19 protein-coding genes are annotated in these 20,749 nt (G+C 45.8%); 14 read left to right on the top strand and 5 right to left on the bottom strand.

What is annotated here, in order from left to right:
• Window positions 1-129 precede the first annotated feature (129 nt).
• Window positions 130-2,064: an acyl-CoA mutase large subunit family protein gene (locus tag M0Q51_12285; GenBank protein ID MCK9400756.1), complete on the top strand. Its 1,935-nt coding sequence runs from the start codon at window positions 130-132 to the stop codon at window positions 2,062-2,064.
• 127 nt (window positions 2,065-2,191) lie between these two features.
• Entirely contained in the window at window positions 2,192-4,348 is a 2,157-nt protein-coding gene (gene scpA, locus M0Q51_12280) for a methylmalonyl-CoA mutase (protein MCK9400755.1), read from the top strand.
• Here scpA and M0Q51_12275 read toward each other — a convergent pair.
• The 4 genes from M0Q51_12275 to M0Q51_12260 all read right to left on the bottom strand — a co-directional run bounded on the left by M0Q51_12275 (window position 4,337) and on the right by M0Q51_12260 (window position 8,573).
• On the bottom strand, window positions 4,337-5,179 hold the full coding sequence (locus M0Q51_12275; GenBank protein ID MCK9400754.1) for an Omp28 family outer membrane lipoprotein: 843 nt from the start codon (window positions 5,177-5,179) through the stop codon (window positions 4,337-4,339). The two genes, scpA and M0Q51_12275, sit on opposite strands and share 12 nt — an antisense overlap.
• A 10-nt stretch (window positions 5,180-5,189) precedes the next feature.
• Window positions 5,190-6,890, bottom strand: coding sequence for a DUF6029 family protein (locus M0Q51_12270; GenBank protein ID MCK9400753.1), 1,701 nt, complete (start codon window positions 6,888-6,890; stop codon window positions 5,190-5,192).
• 44 nt (window positions 6,891-6,934) lie between these two features.
• Entirely contained in the window at window positions 6,935-7,462 is a 528-nt protein-coding gene (locus M0Q51_12265; protein ID MCK9400752.1) for a TlpA family protein disulfide reductase, read from the bottom strand.
• A 127-nt stretch (window positions 7,463-7,589) separates the two neighbouring features.
• Window positions 7,590-8,573, bottom strand: coding sequence for a class I mannose-6-phosphate isomerase (locus M0Q51_12260; GenBank protein ID MCK9400751.1), 984 nt, complete (start codon window positions 8,571-8,573; stop codon window positions 7,590-7,592).
• A 131-nt stretch (window positions 8,574-8,704) separates the two neighbouring features.
• Between M0Q51_12260 and M0Q51_12255 the strand changes: the two genes are divergently transcribed.
• Both M0Q51_12255 and amrS read left to right on the top strand, forming a co-directional pair.
• Window positions 8,705-9,295: a TIGR00730 family Rossman fold protein gene (locus M0Q51_12255; GenBank protein MCK9400750.1), complete on the top strand. Its 591-nt coding sequence runs from the start codon at window positions 8,705-8,707 to the stop codon at window positions 9,293-9,295.
• Between the two features lie 63 nt (window positions 9,296-9,358).
• Window positions 9,359-10,366 (top strand): AmmeMemoRadiSam system radical SAM enzyme, encoded by a 1,008-nt coding sequence (amrS, locus tag M0Q51_12250; GenBank protein ID MCK9400749.1) that lies wholly within the window; start codon window positions 9,359-9,361, stop codon window positions 10,364-10,366.
• On the opposite strand, the gene M0Q51_12245 is transcribed toward amrS, so the two are convergent.
• Complete coding sequence (locus tag M0Q51_12245; GenBank protein MCK9400748.1) at window positions 10,353-11,996, bottom strand: AMP-binding protein; 1,644 nt, start codon at window positions 11,994-11,996, stop codon at window positions 10,353-10,355. The genes amrS and M0Q51_12245 overlap by 14 nt on opposite strands.
• 95 nt (window positions 11,997-12,091) lie before the next feature.
• Between M0Q51_12245 and M0Q51_12240 the strand changes: the two genes are divergently transcribed.
• From M0Q51_12240 to M0Q51_12195, 10 genes are all read left to right on the top strand, one after another.
• Window positions 12,092-12,664 (top strand): AAA family ATPase, encoded by a 573-nt coding sequence (locus M0Q51_12240; GenBank protein MCK9400747.1) that lies wholly within the window; start codon window positions 12,092-12,094, stop codon window positions 12,662-12,664.
• Entirely contained in the window at window positions 12,657-13,157 is a 501-nt protein-coding gene (locus M0Q51_12235; protein ID MCK9400746.1) for a cytidine/deoxycytidylate deaminase family protein, read from the top strand. Before M0Q51_12240 ends, M0Q51_12235 begins: the two co-directional genes overlap by 8 nt.
• 153 nt (window positions 13,158-13,310) lie before the next feature.
• Complete coding sequence (locus M0Q51_12230) at window positions 13,311-13,781, top strand: cytochrome c (protein ID MCK9400745.1); 471 nt, start codon at window positions 13,311-13,313, stop codon at window positions 13,779-13,781.
• Window positions 13,782-13,909: 128 nt separating this feature from the next.
• The gene (gene nosZ, locus M0Q51_12225) at window positions 13,910-15,871 is read left to right on the top strand and encodes a Sec-dependent nitrous-oxide reductase (GenBank protein MCK9400744.1); all 1,962 of its coding nucleotides are present in this window, start codon (window positions 13,910-13,912) and stop codon (window positions 15,869-15,871) included.
• A 74-nt stretch (window positions 15,872-15,945) separates the two neighbouring features.
• Window positions 15,946-16,524, top strand: a complete 579-nt coding sequence (locus M0Q51_12220) for a hypothetical protein (protein MCK9400743.1) — start codon at window positions 15,946-15,948, stop codon at window positions 16,522-16,524.
• On the top strand, window positions 16,521-16,964 hold the full coding sequence (locus tag M0Q51_12215) for a nitrous oxide reductase accessory protein NosL (GenBank protein ID MCK9400742.1): 444 nt from the start codon (window positions 16,521-16,523) through the stop codon (window positions 16,962-16,964). The genes M0Q51_12220 and M0Q51_12215 overlap by 4 nt, the downstream gene beginning before the upstream one ends.
• Window positions 16,965-16,980: 16 nt before the next feature.
• Window positions 16,981-18,255: a nitrous oxide reductase family maturation protein NosD gene (locus tag M0Q51_12210; protein MCK9400741.1), complete on the top strand. Its 1,275-nt coding sequence runs from the start codon at window positions 16,981-16,983 to the stop codon at window positions 18,253-18,255.
• On the top strand, window positions 18,252-18,959 hold the full coding sequence (locus tag M0Q51_12205; protein MCK9400740.1) for an ABC transporter ATP-binding protein: 708 nt from the start codon (window positions 18,252-18,254) through the stop codon (window positions 18,957-18,959). The genes M0Q51_12210 and M0Q51_12205 overlap by 4 nt, the downstream gene beginning before the upstream one ends.
• Window positions 18,952-19,734, top strand: a complete 783-nt coding sequence (locus tag M0Q51_12200; GenBank protein ID MCK9400739.1) for an ABC transporter permease subunit — start codon at window positions 18,952-18,954, stop codon at window positions 19,732-19,734. Before M0Q51_12205 ends, M0Q51_12200 begins: the two co-directional genes overlap by 8 nt.
• Window positions 19,735-20,011: 277 nt before the next feature.
• Entirely contained in the window at window positions 20,012-20,626 is a 615-nt protein-coding gene (locus M0Q51_12195) for a hypothetical protein (GenBank protein ID MCK9400738.1), read from the top strand.
• Window positions 20,627-20,749: the final 123 nt, after the last annotated feature.

Below are 20,749 nucleotides of genomic sequence, written 5' to 3'. Positions count from 1 at the left end.
CGCCTTCGGCGAATCGGGATTGTCATTATTGTTTGTAAATTTACCGCCTGATTACTTTGCGTTCTTCTAATTTCTTTGCAATCCTTTGCGTGAAATTTTTATTCAGCTAAAGTTTACAAATGATATTTTATGGGAGATCATAATAAAAAAGAAAAGCTATTTTCCGAATTTCCTCCGGTTTCTGTTCAGGAATGGGAAGACAGGATATTACTAGACCTGAAAGGAGCAGATTACGAGAAAAAACTTGTTTACAAGCCCGAGGAAGGATTACAGATAAAACCATACTATACTGCGGAAGATCTGAAGACCCTGGAATATCTGACGGCTCCGTTCCCCGATTCTTTTCCTTTTGTCAGGGGAACAAAAAAAGCAGGAAACGATTGGTTCATCCGCCAGGATATTATTGTCAGCGACCTGAAACGGGCCAACGAAAAGGCTTTAGATATCCTGATGAAAGGAATTGATTCGCTGGGATTCATCCTGGAAGATGACAAAGAATATTCAAAAGATGACCTCGACCTGCTGCTGAAGAACATTTTTGCCGAAATGGTCGAAATCAATCTGCATTGCGGCCGTAACGCCCTTCAGGTCCTGAAGAACCACTATGAAATGCTTGTCCGCTATAATCGCGACTTTCAGAAGATACACGGTTCCATCGAATTTGATCCTTTCGGAAGACTGATCACCAGTGGAAATTATTATTTCTCAAAAGAAGAAGATCTTGATCAAATCCGGCAAATGATCCTGGTATCAGCTCATCTGCCTCATTTCACGGTGATCGGTGTAAATAGCGATCATTTTAACAATGCCGGATCAACTATCCTGGAAGAGCTGGCTTTCAGCCTTTCCCAGGGCGCTGAGTACCTTACACTTCTGACAGAAAAAGGCCTTTCAATCAGCCAGATCGCACCGAAGATTAAGTTCAGGTTTGCCACAGGGTCAAATTATTTCCTCGAGATAGCCAAATACAGGGCTGCCCGCCTGCTTTGGGCCCATATTGTCAAAGCTTACGGACCCAGCAAGGAGGAAGTGACCAAAATGAATATCCACGCGGTTACTTCAAGCTGGAATAAATCGATGTATGACCCTTATGTGAATATGCTGCGGACTACCACCGAAGCCATGTCTTCCATTATCGCAGGTATAGATTCCCTCACTGTCATTCCTTTCAATGCAGTATATGAAAAACCATCAGACTTTTCGGAGCGGATCGCCCGCAACCAGCAACTGCTGCTGAAGGAAGAGTCATATCTGGACAAGGTCGTAGATTCTTCTGCAGGATCGTATTACCTCGAAAACCTTACCGATTCGATTGCTGCTGAAGCCTGGAAACTTTTCCTCGAAGTGGATGCCCGCGGCGGTTTCCTCGAAGCAGTCAACCAGGGATTCATTCAGACGAAAATAGCGGAAACAGCCCGCAAACGCAATATGGATCTCGCTAACCGGAAGGATATCCTTCTTGGAGTGAACCAGTATCCCAATTTCACAGAATATAAGACTGAAAAAATATCCCCTGATGTTTTGGAGGAAAATGATCGCTCAGATAGTGAATCGGTAGTGCAAACCCTGAAGGCTTTTCGTGGGGCACAACCTTTCGAGGAGATCAGGTACCGTACCGACTCCTATGCAAAGGATCATAAACGGCCCGCTGCTTTTATGTTTCCATATGGTAATCTCACCATGCGCATGGCACGTTCACAATTCAGCCGGAATTTCTTCGCCTGTGCAGGCTTTGAGGTGATCGAAAACCTTGGATTTAAGACTATTGAAGATGGTGTGAAGGCTTTTATTAAAAGCCGGGCGGAAATTGCCGTGATCTGCAGTTCGGATGATGAATATCCTGTCATCATTCCGGAAATCGGCGGGCAACTCAAAGATAAAGCTGTGATTGTTATTGCCGGTTATCCGAAGGACCACCTGGAACGGCTGAGGGCGGAGGGCATAGAGCATTTTATCCATGTAAAGTCGAATGTGCTGGAGGAGTTGAGGAAGTTCCAGCGATTGGTGGGAATTGAAGAAAGTGGAACGGTGGAACGGTGGAACGGTGAAACAGTGGAACGGTGAAACAGTGGAACGGAAAAGCATAGAAGCATGGATGCTTGGAGAAGTATTAAAAATCCGCGTAAATCCGTTGAATCCGTGTCATCCGTGTTCTATTTTAAAGTAAGCAATACAAGAAAAAATATTCTCAATGAAACCAAATTTTCAAAAGATTCATTATAAAACATCTATCTCTTCGAAGATCAGTTCCAAAGAGTGGGAACTTCAGAATCGCATCGGTAGCGAGGAATGGATGACAGCCGAAGGTATACCGGTTAAGCCGGTTTATACAGCCGATGATCTGGAAGGAATGGAGCATCTTAATTTTGCAGCGGGTATCCCGCCATTCCTTCGCGGTCCCTATTCTACCATGTTCGTGACAAAACCCTGGACCATCAGGCAATACGCCGGCTTTTCTACTGCAGAGGAATCAAATGCATTTTATCGCAGAAACCTGGCATCAGGCCAGATGGGGCTTTCGATTGCATTTGACCTGGCGACCCATCGCGGTTATGACTCCGATCATGAACGCGTTGTTGGTGATGTGGGAAAAGCCGGGGTGGCTGTCGACTCCATCCTGGATATGAAGGTCCTATTCGACCAGATCCCGCTCAACCGCATGTCGGTTTCGATGACGATGAACGGAGCCGTTTTACCGGTGCTTGCATTTTATATAGTGGCCGGCCTGGAACAGGGTGCCCGTCTTGACCAGCTTTCCGGGACTATACAAAATGATATCCTCAAGGAGTTTATGGTCCGGAATACCTACATCTATCCTCCATTGCCTTCTATGCGCATTATCGCGGATATATTCAAATACACTTCCGCGAACATGCCTAAGTTCAACTCCATCAGCGTCAGCGGGTACCATATGCAGGAAGCTGGCGCCACCACCGACCTCGAGCTGGCTTATACCCTGGCTGACGGGCTGGAATACCTCCGGACAGGTACACAGGCCGGATTGGATATCGATGATTTCGCCCCTCGCATCTCCTTTTTCTGGGGAGTCGGGATGAACCATTTTATGGAGATCGCCAAAATGAGGGCCGCTCGTATGCTCTGGGCAAAAATCGTGAAGCAGTTCAACCCGAAGAACCCAAAATCCATGGTCTTGCGCACACATTGCCAGACATCCGGTTGGAGCCTCACCGAGCAGGATCCGTTCAACAACGTGGCCCGGACTTGCGTGGAAGCCCTCGGTGCTGTTCTGGGCGGTACACAGTCGCTCCATACAAATGCTCTCGACGAAGCTATTGCCTTACCGACAGATTTCTCCGCACGCATCGCACGGAATACACAGATCTATATCCATGAAGAAACGCAGGTATGCCGCTCTGTCGATCCCTGGGCAGGGTCTTATTATGTGGAATACCTCACTGATCGCATTGCGCGCAGGGCATGGGCGCTGATTGAAGAGGTGGAAACCCTCGGCGGCATGGCCAAAGCTATCGAAACCGGCCTGCCTAAAATGCGCATCGAAGAAGCTTCTGCACGCAAACAGGCCCGCATCGATTCGCACAAAGACACCATCGTGGGAGTAAATAAATATCGCCTGGATAAGGAAGCGCCCATGGAAACCCTTGAAGTCGATAACACCGCGGTTCGGGATTCCCAGGTGAGACGGCTGCAACAATTAAGATCCCGGCGCAACCAGGCCGATGTCGACAAGGTCCTTGATAAGATCACCCATTCATGTGAAACAGGTGAAGGCAATCTGCTCGAACTGGCCGTTGAAGCAGCCAAAACCAGGGCTACGCTCGGGGAGATATCCTATGCCTGTGAAAAGGTTTTTGGAAGATATAAGGCTGTTATCCGATCCATTTCAGGCGTTTATTCTGCCGAATCGAGGAACGACGAAAGCTTTAATAAAGCATGCGACCTGGCTGATCAGTTTGCCGCCCTGGAAGGCCGCAGGCCCAGAATCATGATTGCTAAAATGGGCCAGGATGGCCATGACCGCGGCGCTAAAGTCGTTGCCACTGGCTATGCTGACATCGGTTTTGACGTAGATATCGGGCCGCTGTTCCAGACGCCGGCTGAAACGGGCAGGCAAGCTGTGGAGAATGATGTGCATATTATCGGGGTTTCAAGCCTGGCAGCCGGGCATAAAACTTTGGTGCCACAATTGATTGGAGAGCTGAAAAAGCTTGGCAGGGAGGATATCATGGTGATTGTAGGTGGCGTTATCCCCCCGCAGGACTATGATTTCCTTCACAAAGCCGGCGTAGTAGCCATTTTTGGCCCCGGCACGGTGATTTCCGATGCCGCCATCAAATTGCTGGATATTTTGATTGAATCAAGGCAGTAAATCCTTCTCCTCCGCCTGCACCACTTCATTTGTTGTCGTGTTGTATACAAACGCAACCACAGAGCAGTTGTCAGCATTCCATCCGTCAGGTATTGTGTAAGAATAACTGTTTGTCAATGCAGATCCGGAGATAGCCTGGCCATCTGTACCTACAACATCACCCCATGTTCCGTTCATGGATCCCCGGAGAACGTGATTATGTTCATAGGTCAGATTTACTCCCTGTTCGGTTTCCTGTGGGGAAATGATACCGCTTTCAACAATGAAAACGCAAATATTATAGGTTCCGTCCATATCTTTCAGGAACTCAGTTTCCAGAAGACAATCAAGCTTTGATGTTCCGGTATTATAAGTATTGGTAATAATAATTTCGACCTGGGCCTCTAAATCGGTCTGTATTGCAGCGGCTGCCTCCCAGCTGTCTTTAAGCAGGATCCTGAATCCGTCGAATTCTGTGCGGTTTACCATTCCCATGGGATAACCCGGAAATCCGAAAAAAGAATTCAGTTCAGCACCTTCCTGGGTGCGGAAATCTGCAGTGAAATCTCCGGTAGCATCCGGTGTGGAGTAAGATCCCGCATGAATGGTCAGTAATACCAATTGTTCACCGTAGAGGGTTTTAAGGGTATGGGCTATTTCGGCAGCTTCGGGGCAATTCAGGCATTTCTGGCCTGTGTAGTCTTCAAGCAAAACTTTGCGGACTTTGTCACCCGGCCCCGGCCCGTTCCCTCCTGCTATCGCTACCAGGTAAGGCTCCTCCACGATATCACAGGAAGGGATCATAAGGGCTGATAAAGCAAACAAAGCAATTATTTTGGATATTTTTTTCATCATATTCCTTTTAAAAACTGGTGCTGATATTAAGTGTAAAACCGTTTGAGGCCGGCACCTGGCGGCAGACACCTCCGACACAAAGCAACCCTTCACGCTGGCGTCCGTATGCCAGGGAAAGGCGATGAGGCCCCTGAACGAAAGCCACAGCAGCAGTGTAATAATGCAAACGCATATCTTCATCAGGATTACCGTAATTATATTGGTCCATGATAGAGAAAAACCATTTGGGAGCGACATTGAATTCGACCATGAGCATGGCCCAGTTACCCCTGTCTTGTTTGGTCAAAAGCTCCTCATATTCCAGCCGTAACGATTTTGTTGATGACAGCTTAAAAGTAAATTCGATGTTATATTCATGGGCATGTACCATCTCAGCACCAGGATGGCCTTCAACAACTTCAATATTATAATCAATATGAATATATTCGATGTTCAACTTTACCTTCTTTCCGATCTTCTTCTCAAAAGAAGCAGAAATACTTTGATAATAAAGGTCTCCGAATTTAAACCAGGGTGCCTTGTAGCCAAGGGTCCCGGTAGAATCAACAGGAATGCTGTCTGCAATAGCCTGCTTGTCCAGCCCGTGGACCCTCGAGTAATTCAGTTCGAGCTTGGTCCCGTATTTACCTCCAAGCTTAGTACCCTTCGGGATTGTATATATAATCTGTCCCTGTATAGCTGCTTCCCCATTTAATTGAGTGGCGTAAGGATAAACGTTTTCCAGCGAGTAAACAAACTGCTTTGTCAATGGCGGGATAAAGTTAATATCGAGTACGTTATTGAGTTCGGTCATCTTCGATTTATAACTCATATTATCGATCCGTTTAGCGGCTATATAAACCCCAAGGCCTTTTTGGGAATAGGAGAGAGATGACAGCAGCGCCTGGCCGTCTTTATAGATGTAATTATTGAAAGCCGTCGGATTATTGAATTTATGCGTGTATTCCGTGTAGAAATTGAATCCTCCATTGGAAATGCTCACCCTTCCTCCGGCAGAAGCTACATTGGCTGGCAGTTGGTATTCATATTTTATCGTATCTGAAATGAGTGTTTTGGTGCGCATCTTTTCGTACTTGCTGACAAAGCTTCCACCCAGGATCACTCGTGTTTTCATTTCCTTCAGGGCGTTGAAGGCATCATTCAGCATCAGTTCCCCGTCAAAGCCGCGGACAATACCCCTGTTATCATCTGCAAACGGTTCCCAGTAATAGCGCTGCACCCCAATAAGAGCTTTAAAGTTAAGGCCTGAAACCGGGCTGTATTTAACTCTTAATCCGTTGAAGGAATTATCATAGCCCAGGTCCCATTGCTCGTAGCTGCGCAGGATCATACCCATTCCAAATTGTTCGTAAAAGTGGCCGGCTGTAATCTGAAGTTTTTCATCGCCATATTCTACAAACCAATATGGGATACCCTGTCCCTGGTAATTCGGGTCATATCCTGCAAGCGGCGGAAGATAGGCTTCATAGCGAAGGCCTGCATTGAACCGCCACATTGAGAACCGGATATCACCGTACCCATTCAACCGCATCGTTTTACCCTGCAAGACGGAGTCGGTGATCCCCAAAGCCTCGTCCGGATGATAAGTCTGGGCATCGATCTGGAAATTACCGTGAACAGTAGGATTACCGGGAATTTCCTGCGCCAGTATATATGCGGGTAAAGTCAATGCCAGCAATATAAGTATTAAAAACTTTTTCAGGATCATAGATTTTGGTTATTGATTAATCAGAAGTAATAAACCGGAAATCCTTATTTTCCTGCGGGTATCTCTTCACCGGCCGCTACTTTCTTTATTATTTCAAAAAGTTCGTTTTCTCCGCCTTCCGCATAGGAAGTGTGTTGATAAACGACCTGTTTCTGACTGTTAAGCACAAAAATATGCGGGATCATATTAACACCCATGGCACGTTTAAAATCACCGTTTGGGTCGCAATAAAACTCGTATTCCCAGCTATTCCCGTTTACCGTCGGCATCACGTTTGCCATGGACCGGGCATCATCGATGGAGATGGCCACCAGTTTCACTCCTGTTGCATCCTGCCACTCCTGGTAAACATCAGCAATGGCCGTCAATTCCCTCATGCAGGGCTTGCACCATAGCGCAAAAAAGGAAATGACTATTGGTTTACCGGCATTATCAATGCCGGACGTATTGAATTTTTCACCGGTCATGGTTTTGATATCTACAGATGGAATAGTTCTTTCAAGGATTCCTTCCTGGGCATTGAGTGTGATTCCCAGGAGAAGGATTGAAATAAGTACAATTGTTTTTTTCATATCAGATTAAAATTTATGCGTTAATCAGTTAGCTGTTACACGAAGGAACACGAAGAAAATCCCTTTGCGTATTCTTTGCGTATTCTTTGCGTGATAACATATGTGGTAAAATTATCATTACTAAAATTTATTTTATAAACACTTCTAATAATTTTACTTTTTTATCCGGGTAAATTCCAACCTGGCCCAGAATAGCAGGGATCAGGATAACTTCTCCTTTCATTACACCAATTTTCTCATCATTCCCATATCTTAGTATCATGCTGCCCTCCATGCAAATATAGATCACGAAAGAATCGAGTTCTTCATAGTTTTTTCTCAAAGGCTGTGCCAATTCAAGAAGGTTTGTAGTGAAATATGGACAGGTAACCAGGTTGACTGTTTCGTTGAGCCGCTCTTTGTACCCGGTTTTATATTCAGAATAATGGTTCAAGTCGATAGCAGCCAGCGCAAGCTGAGTATGCAGTTCCCGTCCTTTACCATTGGCATCCAGCCGGTCCCAGTCGTAAATCCGGTAGGTGGCATCGGAAGTCTGCTGGATTTCGGTCAGTAATATACCCGGCCCAAGGCTATGTATCCGGCCTGCCGGCATGAAAAACACATCTCCGGTTTTTACTTTTTCGTAATTCAGGATACCAGGTAAGGTTTTATTTTGAAGATGATCAAGGTATTGTTTTTGCGAAACTTTTTTATTGAAACCGCTGATCAATTGGGCGCCTTTGTCAGCATCGATCACATACCACATTTCGGTCTTGCCGTTGGTCTGGTTTCTTTTCCTGGCAAGGTCATCACCGGGATGAACCTGTATGGACAGCCATTCGCGGGCATCGATAAACTTGATGAGCAAGGGGAAAACGTCACCTGAAGTCTCAAAGACTTTTCCACCGATCAGGTCATCCATATAAATTTCGACCAGTTCATTGAGCTCATTTCCGATGAGGAATCCATTACTAACGGTCGTTTGCTTCCCTTCATATCCCGATAAAATCCAGGCCTCCGCACATCGGTCCTTGGGAGCAAAATCCAATCCCATTTGGGTACGGATTTTATCCCCCCCCCAGACGCGGTCGTCAAATACAGGCTTGAATTTCAGCGGATAAAGCGTGTTCATCTTTCGGAAATGAGAGGCCAAAAATAAGGTTTTTTGTTTTAGTTATTTGGATTTTTGAATAGTTAGAACGGGTTTAAATTAAGTACGAAATCCGGGGCTTTTTTTTATTAACTTTCCGGCAAAATCAAACTATGAAATCTGTAGGTGTCTTTTGTGGCTCAAGCATGGGGATCCGTCCCGGATACCGACAGGGAGCGATAGAATTGGGTGGTATCCTCCTTAAAAGGAGGATTCAACTCATTTACGGCGGTGCAAATGTAGGATTAATGAAGGTTTTGGCTGATACCGTCCTGGCCGGCGGGGGTGAAGTAATTGGCATCATGCCAAGGAGGCTGGTGGAAAACGAAGTGGCCCACCAGGGCCTCACGAAGATGCATATCGTAGAAAGCATGAGCGAACGGAAAACCTTAATGGTTGAGCTGTCAGATGCCTTTATCGCTATGCCGGGCGGATTCGGCACCTTTGACGAACTGGCCGAGGTGATTACCTACAACCAGCTGCGACTTACCGATAAACCCATTGGTATCTTGAACCTGGAGCATTATTTCGACCACTTACTGAAATTTTTTACCCATACGGCAAATGAGGGATTCTTACGGCATGAACACCGGAATAACCTGATTGTAGAAGAAAAGCCGGAAGAATTATTGAATAAGTTATCACGCTACCAGCCTGTTTCTATTGAAAAATGGATCAGGGATATCAAAGAAGAAAGTAAATAGTCGCTGGTGTTTCTCTGAATATTGGAATTGTTTAACTTAGCCATGTTTTAAAACACTTTTTCCATGCATCCTGCATCTTATTCGATTCAACTCCAAAACAATAAGGTAAAATGTACCCTTTGCCCGCATATGTGTGTGCTGGCCGACGGAAAAACAGGGATATGCCGCGTAAGGAAGAACGAAGGCGGGACGCTGGTGACCGAAACTTATGGCAAAGCGTGTTGCCTTCGGTTTGACCCCATCGAAAAAAAACCTTTGTATCATTTTTACCCGGGAAGCATGATCCTTTCGGTTGGATCAGTGGGCTGCAACCTGCGGTGTAAGTTTTGCCAGAACTGGGAGATCTCCCAGACCTGTGCCGAAGATTACCCTTATCTCAAGCCGGTTACTGTTGAAGAGCTCATCCGGATGGCTAAAGAACGCCAGGACAATATCGGGATAGCTTATACCTACAATGAGCCCATTGTCTGGTTCGAGTTCATGCTTGATATCGCCAGGAAATCCAAAGAAGCAGGTTTGCGCAATGTAATGGTCTCGAATGGTTATATCAACGCCAGCCCGTTAGCTGAGCTCCTGGATTATATGGATGCTTTCAATATCGACCTGAAGGCTTTTACGGATGATTTTTACAAACGGGTAACTTCCGCCCGGCTTCAACCGGTCAAAGATTCCATTCTCATGATCAAAAAGTACGGCCGCCACCTTGAGCTTACCCACCTGGTGATAACCGGTTTGAATGACCAGGAAGATCAGTTCGAGGAGATGGTTAAATGGATCGGCGGGGAACTTGGTCCGGAAACCCCACTGCATCTTTCGCGTTATTTTCCGAATTTTGAGATGGAAAATAAGGCTACCCCGCTCCCGAAATTGCTGCAGTTGTATGAACTTGCCACCCATTATCTCCATTATGTTTACCTTGGCAATGTGGCTGCCGACGAAGGCCGCATCACCACCTGCCCGGATTGCGGGGCACACCTTATCGACCGCATCGGTTATTCGACTTATAAAAAAGGGCTGGATGCTAAAGGAAAATGCCGTAAATGCGGGCGAAGCGTTATTAACTATATATAAACCGCTTGATGCTCCTTTTCGGTGTTTTCTGGAATTCTTTCGGATAGATTTCTACGCGTGATACGTTCATATATCCAGGCAGGCTGTGGTTGACCACTTTCAGGTGATGATCGTATAGAGCTGTCAGGTCTTTTTCCATCATCGCAACCTTTACCATCTCTTCAAAATCGGGATAGATCAGTGCAACCAGATTGTCGTTGCGCTGCACCACCAACGATTCCGCCACAAGGTATTTGTTGTTGAAATGAGATTCAATCGCTTCAGGATATATATTTTTGCCATTGGAACCGAGGATCACACTTTTTATCCTTCCGCGGATAAAGAGGTACCCTTCACTATCAAGCCTTCCCAGGTCGCCCGTATGAAGCCAACCATCATCATCGAGCATTTCAGCAGTGGCCTTGACATTCTTGTAATAGCCCAGCATCACGTTGTCCCCTTTGACCATGATTTCTCCCGATGTTGTCTCCGGATTCGGGGAATCGATCTTTAATTCCAACGTGTCGACAGTCTTTCCGGCTGATCCTGTCCTTGATTCTTTCCATCCGACATAGCTGATCAGCGGGCCGCACTCCGTCATACCATAACCGATTGTAAAAGGAAACTTCATTTTACGGAAGAATTCTTCTGCTTCCGCATTAAAAGGCGCTCCGCCGATGACCAGTTCCCTGAAGTTGCCGCCAAAAACAGCGGTGAGTTTTTCCCTTATCTTTTTAAGAATGATATTGTTGATGCCCGGGATGGCAAGCAGGATCTTCATGTACGGCTTGCTGATGACTGGAAGCACTTGTTTTTTGTAAATTTTCTCGATCACCAGTGGTACAGAGAGGATCAGTGATGGCTTTACCTCCTGGAATGCTTTGATAATGACCTGTGGTGAAGGTGTTTTTGTCAGGATGGTGATATCACAACCGAGCGTGAAAGGGAACAGGAATTCGAATGCAGCACCGAAAGTATGCGCCAGCGGAAGAAAAGACACGATTCTGTCGCCGGGGTTTAGTGGCATGTGTTCATGGGCAAAGCGGATATTGGCGGCCAGGCTGTTATGGGGCAGCATCACCCCTTTGGTAAAACCGGTCGTGCCTGACGTGTAGCTCAGAACAGCCAGGTGATCACCGGGAATTTCGGCCATGCGGAGTTTCTCCCCGTCTTTATAGAAAGAGGCAGTTATTGAACTAAGATCATTTTTTTTATAAACCGAAAGGATTTGATCCGAACTTTTAAGAAGGGAGAGGCTTGATATTGAAATAACACAAGTCACTTTGGGCATCTTTTCCGGATCGAGTTTTTCATAGATGGCATCCTCGGCAAAGAGAAGGATTGCATTGGAATGATCGACAATTTGCTGCAGATCATCGGGCTTGAAGTCGGGCAATATTGGCACGATAACGGCGCCATAGGTGACCGTAGTGATATACAGGATTCCCCAGCGGGCCGAGTTCTTCCCGATCATGGCTATCTTGTCGCCCGGTTTGATGCCGGCGTCATGAAAGAATTGGTGGATCCTGACGATATGTCCAGCTACATCATGGTAATGATAGGTTTCCCCTTGGTAATCCGTAAGGGCGCGGTAGTCCCAGTTTTTATTGATGCTGTCTGTCAGGTAACGGGAAAAGTTTTCCTTCAGCATAAGATAGTGGTATAAAAGAAATCAAAGTTAGTTAATATTCGGCATGGTAAAATCACTATAATATTTCATAAGTTTGTTCCGGCAATAATCTGTTTATGCTTATCATAGGAATTACCGGGACACTGGGAGCAGGAAAGGGAGCGATCGTAGATTTTCTTACAAAGGAAAAAGGCTTTGCCCATTTCTCCGTGCGGGCATTCATCGCCGAAGAGATCATCCGGCGCGGGATGGTCGTGAACCGGGATTCGATGGTACTCGTAGCTAACGACCTGCGTAAAAACAATTCCCCTTCTTACATAATCGACCGGTTGTATGAAAAAGCCCTGGCCCTTGGACAGAATGGCGTGATCGAAAGCATCCGGACGCCTGGCGAAGTTTATTCCCTCCGCAAGAAAGACGGATTCTATCTTATTGCCACAGATGCCGACCCGATGATCCGTTACGGAAGGATCAGTCTGCGGCAATCGGAAACCGATAATATCTCCTATCAGACTTTCCTGGATAACGAACAGCGCGAAATGAACTCCGCCGATCCTAATGCCCAGAATATTGCCAGGTGTATGGAAATGGCCGATTACCATCTCATTAACAATGGAACTATAGAACAATTGAACCATCAGGTTGAAAAGGTTTTAAAAGAAATTCAAAACAAGACTTTAGATGACTGAAAAGAAACATATCAGGCCTACCTGGGACGAATATTTCCTCGATTTAGCGCATGCAGCTGCGAAGCGGGCCACCTGCGACCGTGGCCGCAGCGGCTGCGTGATCGTGCGTGACCGCCAGGTGCTGGTTACAGGCTACGTCGGCTCTCCGAAAGGCCTCCCTCATTGTGATGACGTCGGTCACCTGATAAAAAAGGTAGTGCATGACGATGGTTCTGTTACCCAGCACTGTGTCCGCACCGTGCATGCCGAGCAAAACGCTATCTGCCAGGCTGCCCGCCGGGGGATGGCGCTCGAAGGCGGGACCCTTTATTGCCGCATGACCCCCTGCCGGACTTGCGCCATGCTCATCATTAACTGCGGCATCGAAAGGGTGGTGTGCCAGAACCGCTATCACGCCGGAGCGGAATCGGAAGAAATGTTCCGGATGGCCGGCGTTAAGCTCGATTTTATTAATAATGAGGTGCTGGATTATGAGAACCAGAAAGGGGGTTGAATGTGGTATGAGGTCTAACCCCTCGCTTTAATTCATCGATAAAAAAATCCTCCTTTGTAACAATTGTTACAATCTAGCATACTTGTATTTTCTAAGTTTGTTTTATATCTTTATAGCTCAATAAATTACTAGTATTTATAAATCTAATTCAAAATGAAAAAAGTTGCAAGAGTCCTGGTTTTACTGCTTAGCGTAATTTTTCTGTACAATTGCGGAGGAACAGGTGAGCAAAAGCAATCAGGCGGAACAGAAAAACCAGCACAGGCAGCACAAACAAATCCGGGTGACCCGATGAATAACAAAGGTATCGGCCCGGTCAGGAAGATTTTACTGGAGGAAATCAACCCAACAATGGCCGCGGAAGGTGAGCAGATCTACAAGGAAAAGTGCCTGGCCTGCCACAAACCCCAGGATAAGTTCGTCGGACCGGCACCAAAAGGTATATTGGACCGCCGCTCACCGGAATGGATCATGAACATGATCCTTAACCCGGAAGAAATGGTAAAATCAGACCCGATAGCCAAAAAGCTCCTGGTCGAGTATAACCTGGCACCCATGGCCAATCAACACCTGACTGCAGAACAAGCCAGGAAGGTGCTGGAGTATTTCAGGACGTTGAAGTAGGAGTTGACAGTTGACAGTCGGCAGTGGATTCACCTGTAGGGTTCACCGGCCGGTGAACCCTACAACTAACTAATGACTAATAACCAATGACTAATAACCGCTAACTAATAACCAATAACCTAAATAATATGAAAATCAAATCAATTCTATTTTTCAGCACTATAATGGTAGGTTTACTCTGGTCCTGCCAGCCAAAACATGGGGGACGCAACCTTGGGGAAAGCAGCAGTGATGCCGCTTCCAAAGTGTATGTTGCCCCAGGCCAGATGGATGAATTCTATGCCTTCCTGTCCGGTGGTTTCAGCGGACAGGTGAGTGTATATGGATTGCCTTCCGGGAGATTGCTGAAAGTCATCCCCGTTTTTTCTGTGGATGCGGAAAAAGGATACGGCTTTAATGAAGAAACAAAGCCTCTTTTGCAGACCTCCTTCGGCTTTGTATCATGGGATGATGCACATCACCCCGAATTATCCCAGACGGCCGGCATACCTGACGGAAGATGGCTGTTTATCAATGGAAACAATACGCCCAGGATTGCCCGGTTGGACCTGACAACATTTGAAACAGCTGAGATTATTGAAATCCCTAATAGCGGAGGCAACCACAGTTCACCATTTACCACAGAGAACACAGAGTATGTGGTCGCCGGAACACGTTTCAGCGTTCCTTTCCCGCAAAAGGATGTCCCGATCGGGTCTTTTAAGGAGAATTTCAAAGGGGTCCTCTCTTTTATTTCTGTCAATCCGGAAACCGGGAAAATGGAAATTGCCTTCCAGATATTGCTCCCGGCTTTCAGTTATGACCTGGCTCATTCCGGAAAAGGTAAATCGCACGGTTGGACATTCTTTACCAGCTATAACACGGAACAGGCCAATACGCTTATGGAAGCCAATGCTTCCCAGTACGACAAGGACTTTATCGCCGCCGTGAACTGGAAGAAAGCTGAGGAATATGTTAAAGCCGGTAAGGCAAGGGAAATGCCGGCAAGCTATTTCCATAATGTCTATGAGGATAAAACACACATGGCAACATCAGAAGAAAAAAAGACTGTCAAGGTGCTGATCCCTTCTGAATGCCCGGATATGGTCTATTTTCTCCCGACTCCCAAATCACCTCACGGCGTGGATATTGACCCAACAGGTGAATATATCGTCGGTGCCGGTAAACTTTCTGCCGATATGGCTGTCCACTCATTCACCAAAATGCTGAAGGCCATTGAAAACAAGTCGTTTGAAACCACTATCGAGGGGATTCCAGTCATTAAATACGAGGATGTGCTGGCCGGAATGGTCATAAGCGGCGGATTAGGCCCCCTGCATACGGAGTTCGATGACAAAGGCAATGCTTATACTACTTTCTTTATTTCTTCCGAAGTCGTGAAATGGAAAGTTGGTTCCTGGGAAGTTTTAGACCGGATCCCCTGTTATTATTCCGTCGGTCACCTCATGATCCCCGGAGGCGATTCGAAAAAGCCTTTTGGTAAATATATGCTGGCCCTGAACAAGATAACAAAAGACCGTTATCTACCCACAGGTCCGGAATTGAACCAGGCGGCCCAGCTTTATGATATATCAGGCGATAAGATGCAGCTTCTGCTTGATTTCCCGACTATCGGCGAGCCGCATTACGGCCAGGGCATACCGGCTGAACTTATAAAGCCAAAATCAAAGCAATTCTTCTTATTGTCAGAGAATAATCATCCCTATGTTGCTAAAAGTGAGGCCGAAACGAAAGTTGTCCGCGAAGGGAATGTGGTCAGGGTCTATATGACTGCCATAAGAAGTCATTTTGCCCCGGATAACATTGAAGGGATCCGGGTCGGTGATAAAGTTTATTTTCATCTGACAAACCTGGAGCAGGACTGGGATGTCCCTCATGGATTTGCCATCCAGAGTTCCAGGAATGCTGAATTGCTTATTATGCCGGGACAAACGGAGACACTCCTCTGGGAGCCTGACAGGCCCGGGGTATTTCCGTTCTACTGCACCGATTTCTGTTCTGCTTTGCACCAGGAAATGCAGGGTTATGTCAGGGTTTCCGCGAAAGGATCTGATGTACCGCTGAAATGGTCGACCGGTGCGACGGAATAACGGATTTTAATTAAACAAACAGGCTGCCTGGCCTGCAAAACATGTGGGACAGGCAGCCATTATGATTGTCAAAAATGAAGGCCCTGCCGCGATTATTAATGGTTCTTGCAGCAATCATGCTGATCTTTCTCTTTTTGTTTCCTATCTGGAAGATAACGCTTGTTGCGCCGCAATATCCGGGCGGTATTGCCATGTATATCTGGATTAACAAGATCACCGGCGATACTCCCGGGACCCTTCAGAATATCAATATCCTGAATCATTATGTCGGGATGAAATTCATTGTTCCGGATTCAATCCCTGAACTGAAGTACTTCCCGTTTGTTATTGCCGGAATGGGTGTACTGGCGATCTTTTTCGCGATTCTGAATAAGCGTTGGCTGTTCCTGACATGGGGAATCTTGTTTGTTGTCCTGGGGATCCTCGGTGTTTATGATTTCCACCTTTGGGAATATGATTATGGCCATAACCTGTCGCCCACGGCACCGATTAAAGTACCAGGCATGGCTTATCAACCACCGCTTTTCGGGACGAAAATGCTTCTCAACTTTAAAGCTTCTTCTTATCCCAATTGGGGAAGTCTGTTTTATGGATTATCGATGTTAATGGGATTTCTTGCATTTTTCACCGGTAAACGAAAGTCGACTTTATGAAAAAAATCTTCCTTTCAGCTGTTGTCATCCTGGTTTTTGTTGCCTGCTCGGTAGGACCCGAAAAAATAAATTACGGGGAGGATCATTGCGTAAATTGCGAAATGACCATCATGGATAAAAGATATGGAACAGAGATAGTTACGGCTAAAGGGAAAGTTTACAAGTTTGATTCAGTCGAATGTCTGGTAGAGTATTTAAAAGGGAATAAAGTAAGTAACGAAAATGTCAAACTGGTTTTGGTGACCCCATTCAATCATCCTGAACAACTGGTGGATGCAAGCACCAGCCAGGTGCTGCACTGTAAAAACCTGCCAAGTCCGATGGGGAGGTATTTGACGGCTTTTCAGGACGAGGGCGAAGCTCTTCCATTCAGGGAACAATTCGGCGGGGTATTATTTTCCTGGGACAACCTGCTCCTGGAATTCGGGAACCTCCATTAATAACCGGGATGAAAGAATGATGACAATCTCCAGGCGGATGAAAACCAGCTCCCAGGCTTTTTTATACATACTTACCTTTCTTTTATTTTCTGAACAGTCATTATTGGCCGACACCCTGTCTGTAGCATCAAATTTAGCGATAAGTAATATCACTACTGCCGTCTGTAGAGCTGAAAATGGAGATGTCATCATCGTACATGCCGGATTTTACCAGGAAGGAAATATTCTTATCAATAAAAAACTGGACATCATCGGCATTGATTTACCTGTTGTTGATGGAGGCGGGTCCAATGAAGTCTTTACGATCCTGGCGGATAGTGTGAACTTATCAGGTTTCCAGGTACAAAATTGCGGGGTAAGTTTTGTCAAGGACCTTGCCGGGATAAAAGTCGAACATCATGGTTTTTGCCGGATAGAAAATAACAGGCTTATAGATACCTTTTTTGGCATTTACCTTAAAAATGCCCATCATTGCATCGTCAGGAATAATTTTATCGAAGGCCAGGCGAAGGATGAGTTTTCTTCCGGAAATGCCATTCATATCTGGTATTCAAAGAATATCCTTGTCGAACGCAATACCTGCCGCCAGCACCGGGATGGCATTTATTTCGAATTTGTGGAGAACAGCACCATCACGGGAAATACCAGTGAGAAAAACCTTCGTTATGGCCTGCATTTTATGTTCTCGAACAACGACGATTATATAAAGAACACTTTCAGGGACAATGGCGCCGGTGTGGCGGTCATGTTTTCGCATCATATCAGGATGTATGAGAATCTGTTTGAAAAAAACTGGGGAAGCAATGCATATGGACTTCTTCTCAAAGATATCGTCGATGGGGAAATCAGGGGGAACACTTTTAATGAAAATACGGTCGGTATTTTTGCAGACGGATCCAACCGCATCAGGATGGAAAATAACGAATTCATCAACAATGGATGGGCATTGAAGATACTGGGGAGCTGCTCTGATAATGTGATCACGGGCAATAATTTTCAGTCGAATACATTTGACGTGATTACGAATAATTCAACAAATTATAATAATTACGACGGAAATTTCTGGAGTGATTACACAGGCTATGACCTTGACAGGGATGGATCGGGTGATGTACCGTATAAACCGGTGAAATTGTTTTCCCTGGTCACCGGAAGAGTACCGTCGTCGATCATCCTGCTGAGAAGCCCTTTCGTCGGCTTGCTCAATTTTGCTGAGAAGGTAATGCCTGCCATCACACCACAGACCCTGGAAGACCGGTCCCCGCAGATGCATCAAATATTATTCAAATGATTATCAGGGATTTACATAAAGCTTACGGGAAAACCGGGGTTCTGAAAGGCGTGGACATTGATTTGCCGGACGCTCGTATCACTGCTGTGCTGGGGCCAAACGGCTCCGGTAAGACAACCCTGATCAAATGTATATTAGGGATGGTGATAGGACAGCAGGGTGAGATCACTGTTGGGGGCAGGAATATTGAAGGCGACTGGCTTTACCGGCGTGATATCGGGTATTTACCCCAGATCGCCAGGTTTCCGGAAAACCTCAGGCTGAGAGAGCTGATCAGGATGGTGAAAGATATCCGGAACCAGCCTGCCTTTGATGACGAACTGATCAGTTTATTCGGATTAGAGCCTTACCTGGGCAAACCACTGCGCTATTTATCCGGCGGGACGCGCCAGAAAGTCAATATCCTGATCGCCTTCATGTTCGATTGCCATTACCTGATCCTTGATGAGCCTACCGTCGGGCTTGATCCCCTGGCGCTTATCAGGTTCAAGGATTTGCTGATCAGGAAAAAGGAGGCAGGTAAAGCCATCCTGCTTACCACGCATATGGTCAGCCTCGTGGAGGAATTGGCAGATGAAGTCATTTTCATCCTGGAGGGTAAAATATATTTCCAGGGCAAAGTTGAAAATCTTAAAGCGCAGAGCAACGACACAAATCTGGAAAGGGCGATTGCCGGCATCTTAATTAACCAGGGCCATGTTTAAAGTGCTGAAATACAGTTTTTATGACCTGAGCAGGAGCCGCTGGACCTATGCTTATTTCCTGTTCTTCCTCCTGGTAACTTTAGGGTTACTGTATTTCAGCTATGATATACCCAGGACGGTGATCAGCCTGATGAACATCATTCTGATCCTTTGCCCGCTGATCGGAACCTTGTTTGGAGCTTTGTATTATTACAGTTCAAGGGAGTTCATCGATCTTTTGCTTGCCCTGCCCTTGCCCAGGAGGTCAATTTTTCTGGGAAAATATCTTGGATTGTCGTTGTCCCTTGCCATCAGCTTTATTTTGGGGACTTCTTTGCCTTTGATATTCTTTGGGATCATGGCCAGCGAAGCGCTTGTAAACTTTTTGGTGCTGCTGATAAGCGGCGTTTTTCTCACGTTTATTTTCACCGGCATTGCATTTCTCATAACAATACGGTTTGAAAGCCCGATAAAAGGTTTTGGTGTTGCCATTTTTATCTGGCTTTTTCTAACAGTGATTTACGATGGGATTTTCCTGCTGATACTCCTGTTATTCGAAGAATATCCCCAGGACAAACTGGCGTTGGTGATGACTTTATTCAACCCGGTCGATCTTTCACGGATCCTGATCATGCTGCAGCTTGATATCTCCGCGCTGATGGGCTATACCGGGGCGGTATTCCGCAAGTTTTTAGGCACCGGTACCGGAATGTTGGTGGCTTACTGCGCCCTGATGCTCTGGGTGGTCCTGCCGGTAATGGCATTTCTGCGACTGGCGAGAAGGAAGGATTTTTGAATTCATAAATAGAACGCGGATACGAATATGAATGGGATTCCCGTTTGCACGGGAATCTTCCGGCCATATATATTTTCCTTCTTTCGTGCCTTTTGTACCACCATTCCGCCGCAGCTTTACTGCTTTAAAAACCGAGCAAATCCATCTACCGTGTAGCGGTTCAAGTATTGTAGCAGAATAATCGACCAGTTCAACCAATTACCCGGAGGGGATAAACATCTTCCAAAAAGTCGGGCTGAGTTATTATTGTTATATTTGAGAGGCCAAAACATTGCTAATGAAACTGGAACTGCTCAAACCATCGGAATCCCTCAATAAAGCTTACCGGAAAACAAGCCTCAGACGAGACCAGGTGGAATCTTTTAAAACCGGTTTCAAACGGCTTTTCAGCAGGATTAATGAGAAAGAATCTGAAGAAAACCTGAAAAACATCGTCGCTGATTTTCTGAAAGAAATCTGGTATAAGAGCGATTATGAGATTAACACCAAGGATAGGAAAGACCTTGTCATTCATAACGGAAAAACTGCTACCGAGGCGGTTGGTGTTATGCTGGAAGTAAAACGGCCAGGCAATAAAGCGGAAATGCTTTCACCGGATAAACCTAATGCCAAAGCTTTTCAAGAACTGATCCTGTATTACCTCAGGGAAAGAGTTGATCACAACAACAGCCAGATTAAACACCTGATCGCCACAAACATCTGGGAATGGTATATTTTCGACGGGGTTTGGTTTGAAAAGAACGTTTTCCGGAATAAAAAATTAAAGGAAGATTACGAAGATTATAAGATCAGCGGGCAGGATACGAGATTTTTTTATGATGAAATTGCTGCAAAATTCCTGGATTCTTTGACTGACGACATTCCATGTACCTGTTTCAACCTTAAAGATTGAGCCCCCTCTAAAAAGGGACATTTATTAAAAATGAAAAAATACTGATTATCGATAAAAATATGACTTTGGAAGATTGCAAATTCAAATTTGGTTGAAAATTGATTTGTAAAGAAAAATAATCGC

It is taken from the genome of Bacteroidales bacterium, assembly GCA_023229505.1.
Classification (GTDB): domain Bacteria; phylum Bacteroidota; class Bacteroidia; order Bacteroidales; family JAGOPY01; genus JAGOPY01.
This window is presented reverse-complemented; position numbering and strand designations above follow the sequence as displayed.

Excerpts from the sequence above, each read along its gene's own strand:
- M0Q51_12245 (MCK9400748.1), bottom strand. The coding sequence starts at position 11,996 with ATGCTGAAGGAAAACTTTTCCCGTTACCTGACAGACAGCATCAATAAA.
- M0Q51_12260 (MCK9400751.1), bottom strand. The coding sequence starts at position 8,573 with ATGAACACGCTTTATCCGCTGAAATTCAAGCCTGTATTTGACGACCGC.
- M0Q51_12200 (MCK9400739.1), top strand. The coding sequence starts at position 18,952 with ATGTTTAAAGTGCTGAAATACAGTTTTTATGACCTGAGCAGGAGCCGC.
- M0Q51_12210 (MCK9400741.1), top strand. The coding sequence starts at position 16,981 with ATGATGACAATCTCCAGGCGGATGAAAACCAGCTCCCAGGCTTTTTTA.
- M0Q51_12270 (MCK9400753.1), bottom strand. The coding sequence starts at position 6,890 with ATGATCCTGAAAAAGTTTTTAATACTTATATTGCTGGCATTGACTTTA.
- M0Q51_12265 (MCK9400752.1), bottom strand. The coding sequence starts at position 7,462 with ATGAAAAAAACAATTGTACTTATTTCAATCCTTCTCCTGGGAATCACA.
- M0Q51_12285 (MCK9400756.1), top strand. The coding sequence starts at position 130 with ATGGGAGATCATAATAAAAAAGAAAAGCTATTTTCCGAATTTCCTCCG.
- scpA (MCK9400755.1), top strand. The coding sequence starts at position 2,192 with ATGAAACCAAATTTTCAAAAGATTCATTATAAAACATCTATCTCTTCG.
- M0Q51_12230 (MCK9400745.1), top strand. The coding sequence starts at position 13,311 with ATGAAAAAAGTTGCAAGAGTCCTGGTTTTACTGCTTAGCGTAATTTTT.
- M0Q51_12220 (MCK9400743.1), top strand. The coding sequence starts at position 15,946 with ATGAAGGCCCTGCCGCGATTATTAATGGTTCTTGCAGCAATCATGCTG.
- M0Q51_12235 (MCK9400746.1), top strand. The coding sequence starts at position 12,657 with ATGACTGAAAAGAAACATATCAGGCCTACCTGGGACGAATATTTCCTC.
- M0Q51_12275 (MCK9400754.1), bottom strand. The coding sequence starts at position 5,179 with ATGAAAAAAATATCCAAAATAATTGCTTTGTTTGCTTTATCAGCCCTT.
- M0Q51_12255 (MCK9400750.1), top strand. The coding sequence starts at position 8,705 with ATGAAATCTGTAGGTGTCTTTTGTGGCTCAAGCATGGGGATCCGTCCC.
- nosZ (MCK9400744.1), top strand. The coding sequence starts at position 13,910 with ATGAAAATCAAATCAATTCTATTTTTCAGCACTATAATGGTAGGTTTA.
- M0Q51_12195 (MCK9400738.1), top strand. The coding sequence starts at position 20,012 with ATGAAACTGGAACTGCTCAAACCATCGGAATCCCTCAATAAAGCTTAC.
- M0Q51_12215 (MCK9400742.1), top strand. The coding sequence starts at position 16,521 with ATGAAAAAAATCTTCCTTTCAGCTGTTGTCATCCTGGTTTTTGTTGCC.
- M0Q51_12205 (MCK9400740.1), top strand. The coding sequence starts at position 18,252 with ATGATTATCAGGGATTTACATAAAGCTTACGGGAAAACCGGGGTTCTG.
- M0Q51_12240 (MCK9400747.1), top strand. The coding sequence starts at position 12,092 with ATGCTTATCATAGGAATTACCGGGACACTGGGAGCAGGAAAGGGAGCG.
- amrS (MCK9400749.1), top strand. The coding sequence starts at position 9,359 with ATGCATCCTGCATCTTATTCGATTCAACTCCAAAACAATAAGGTAAAA.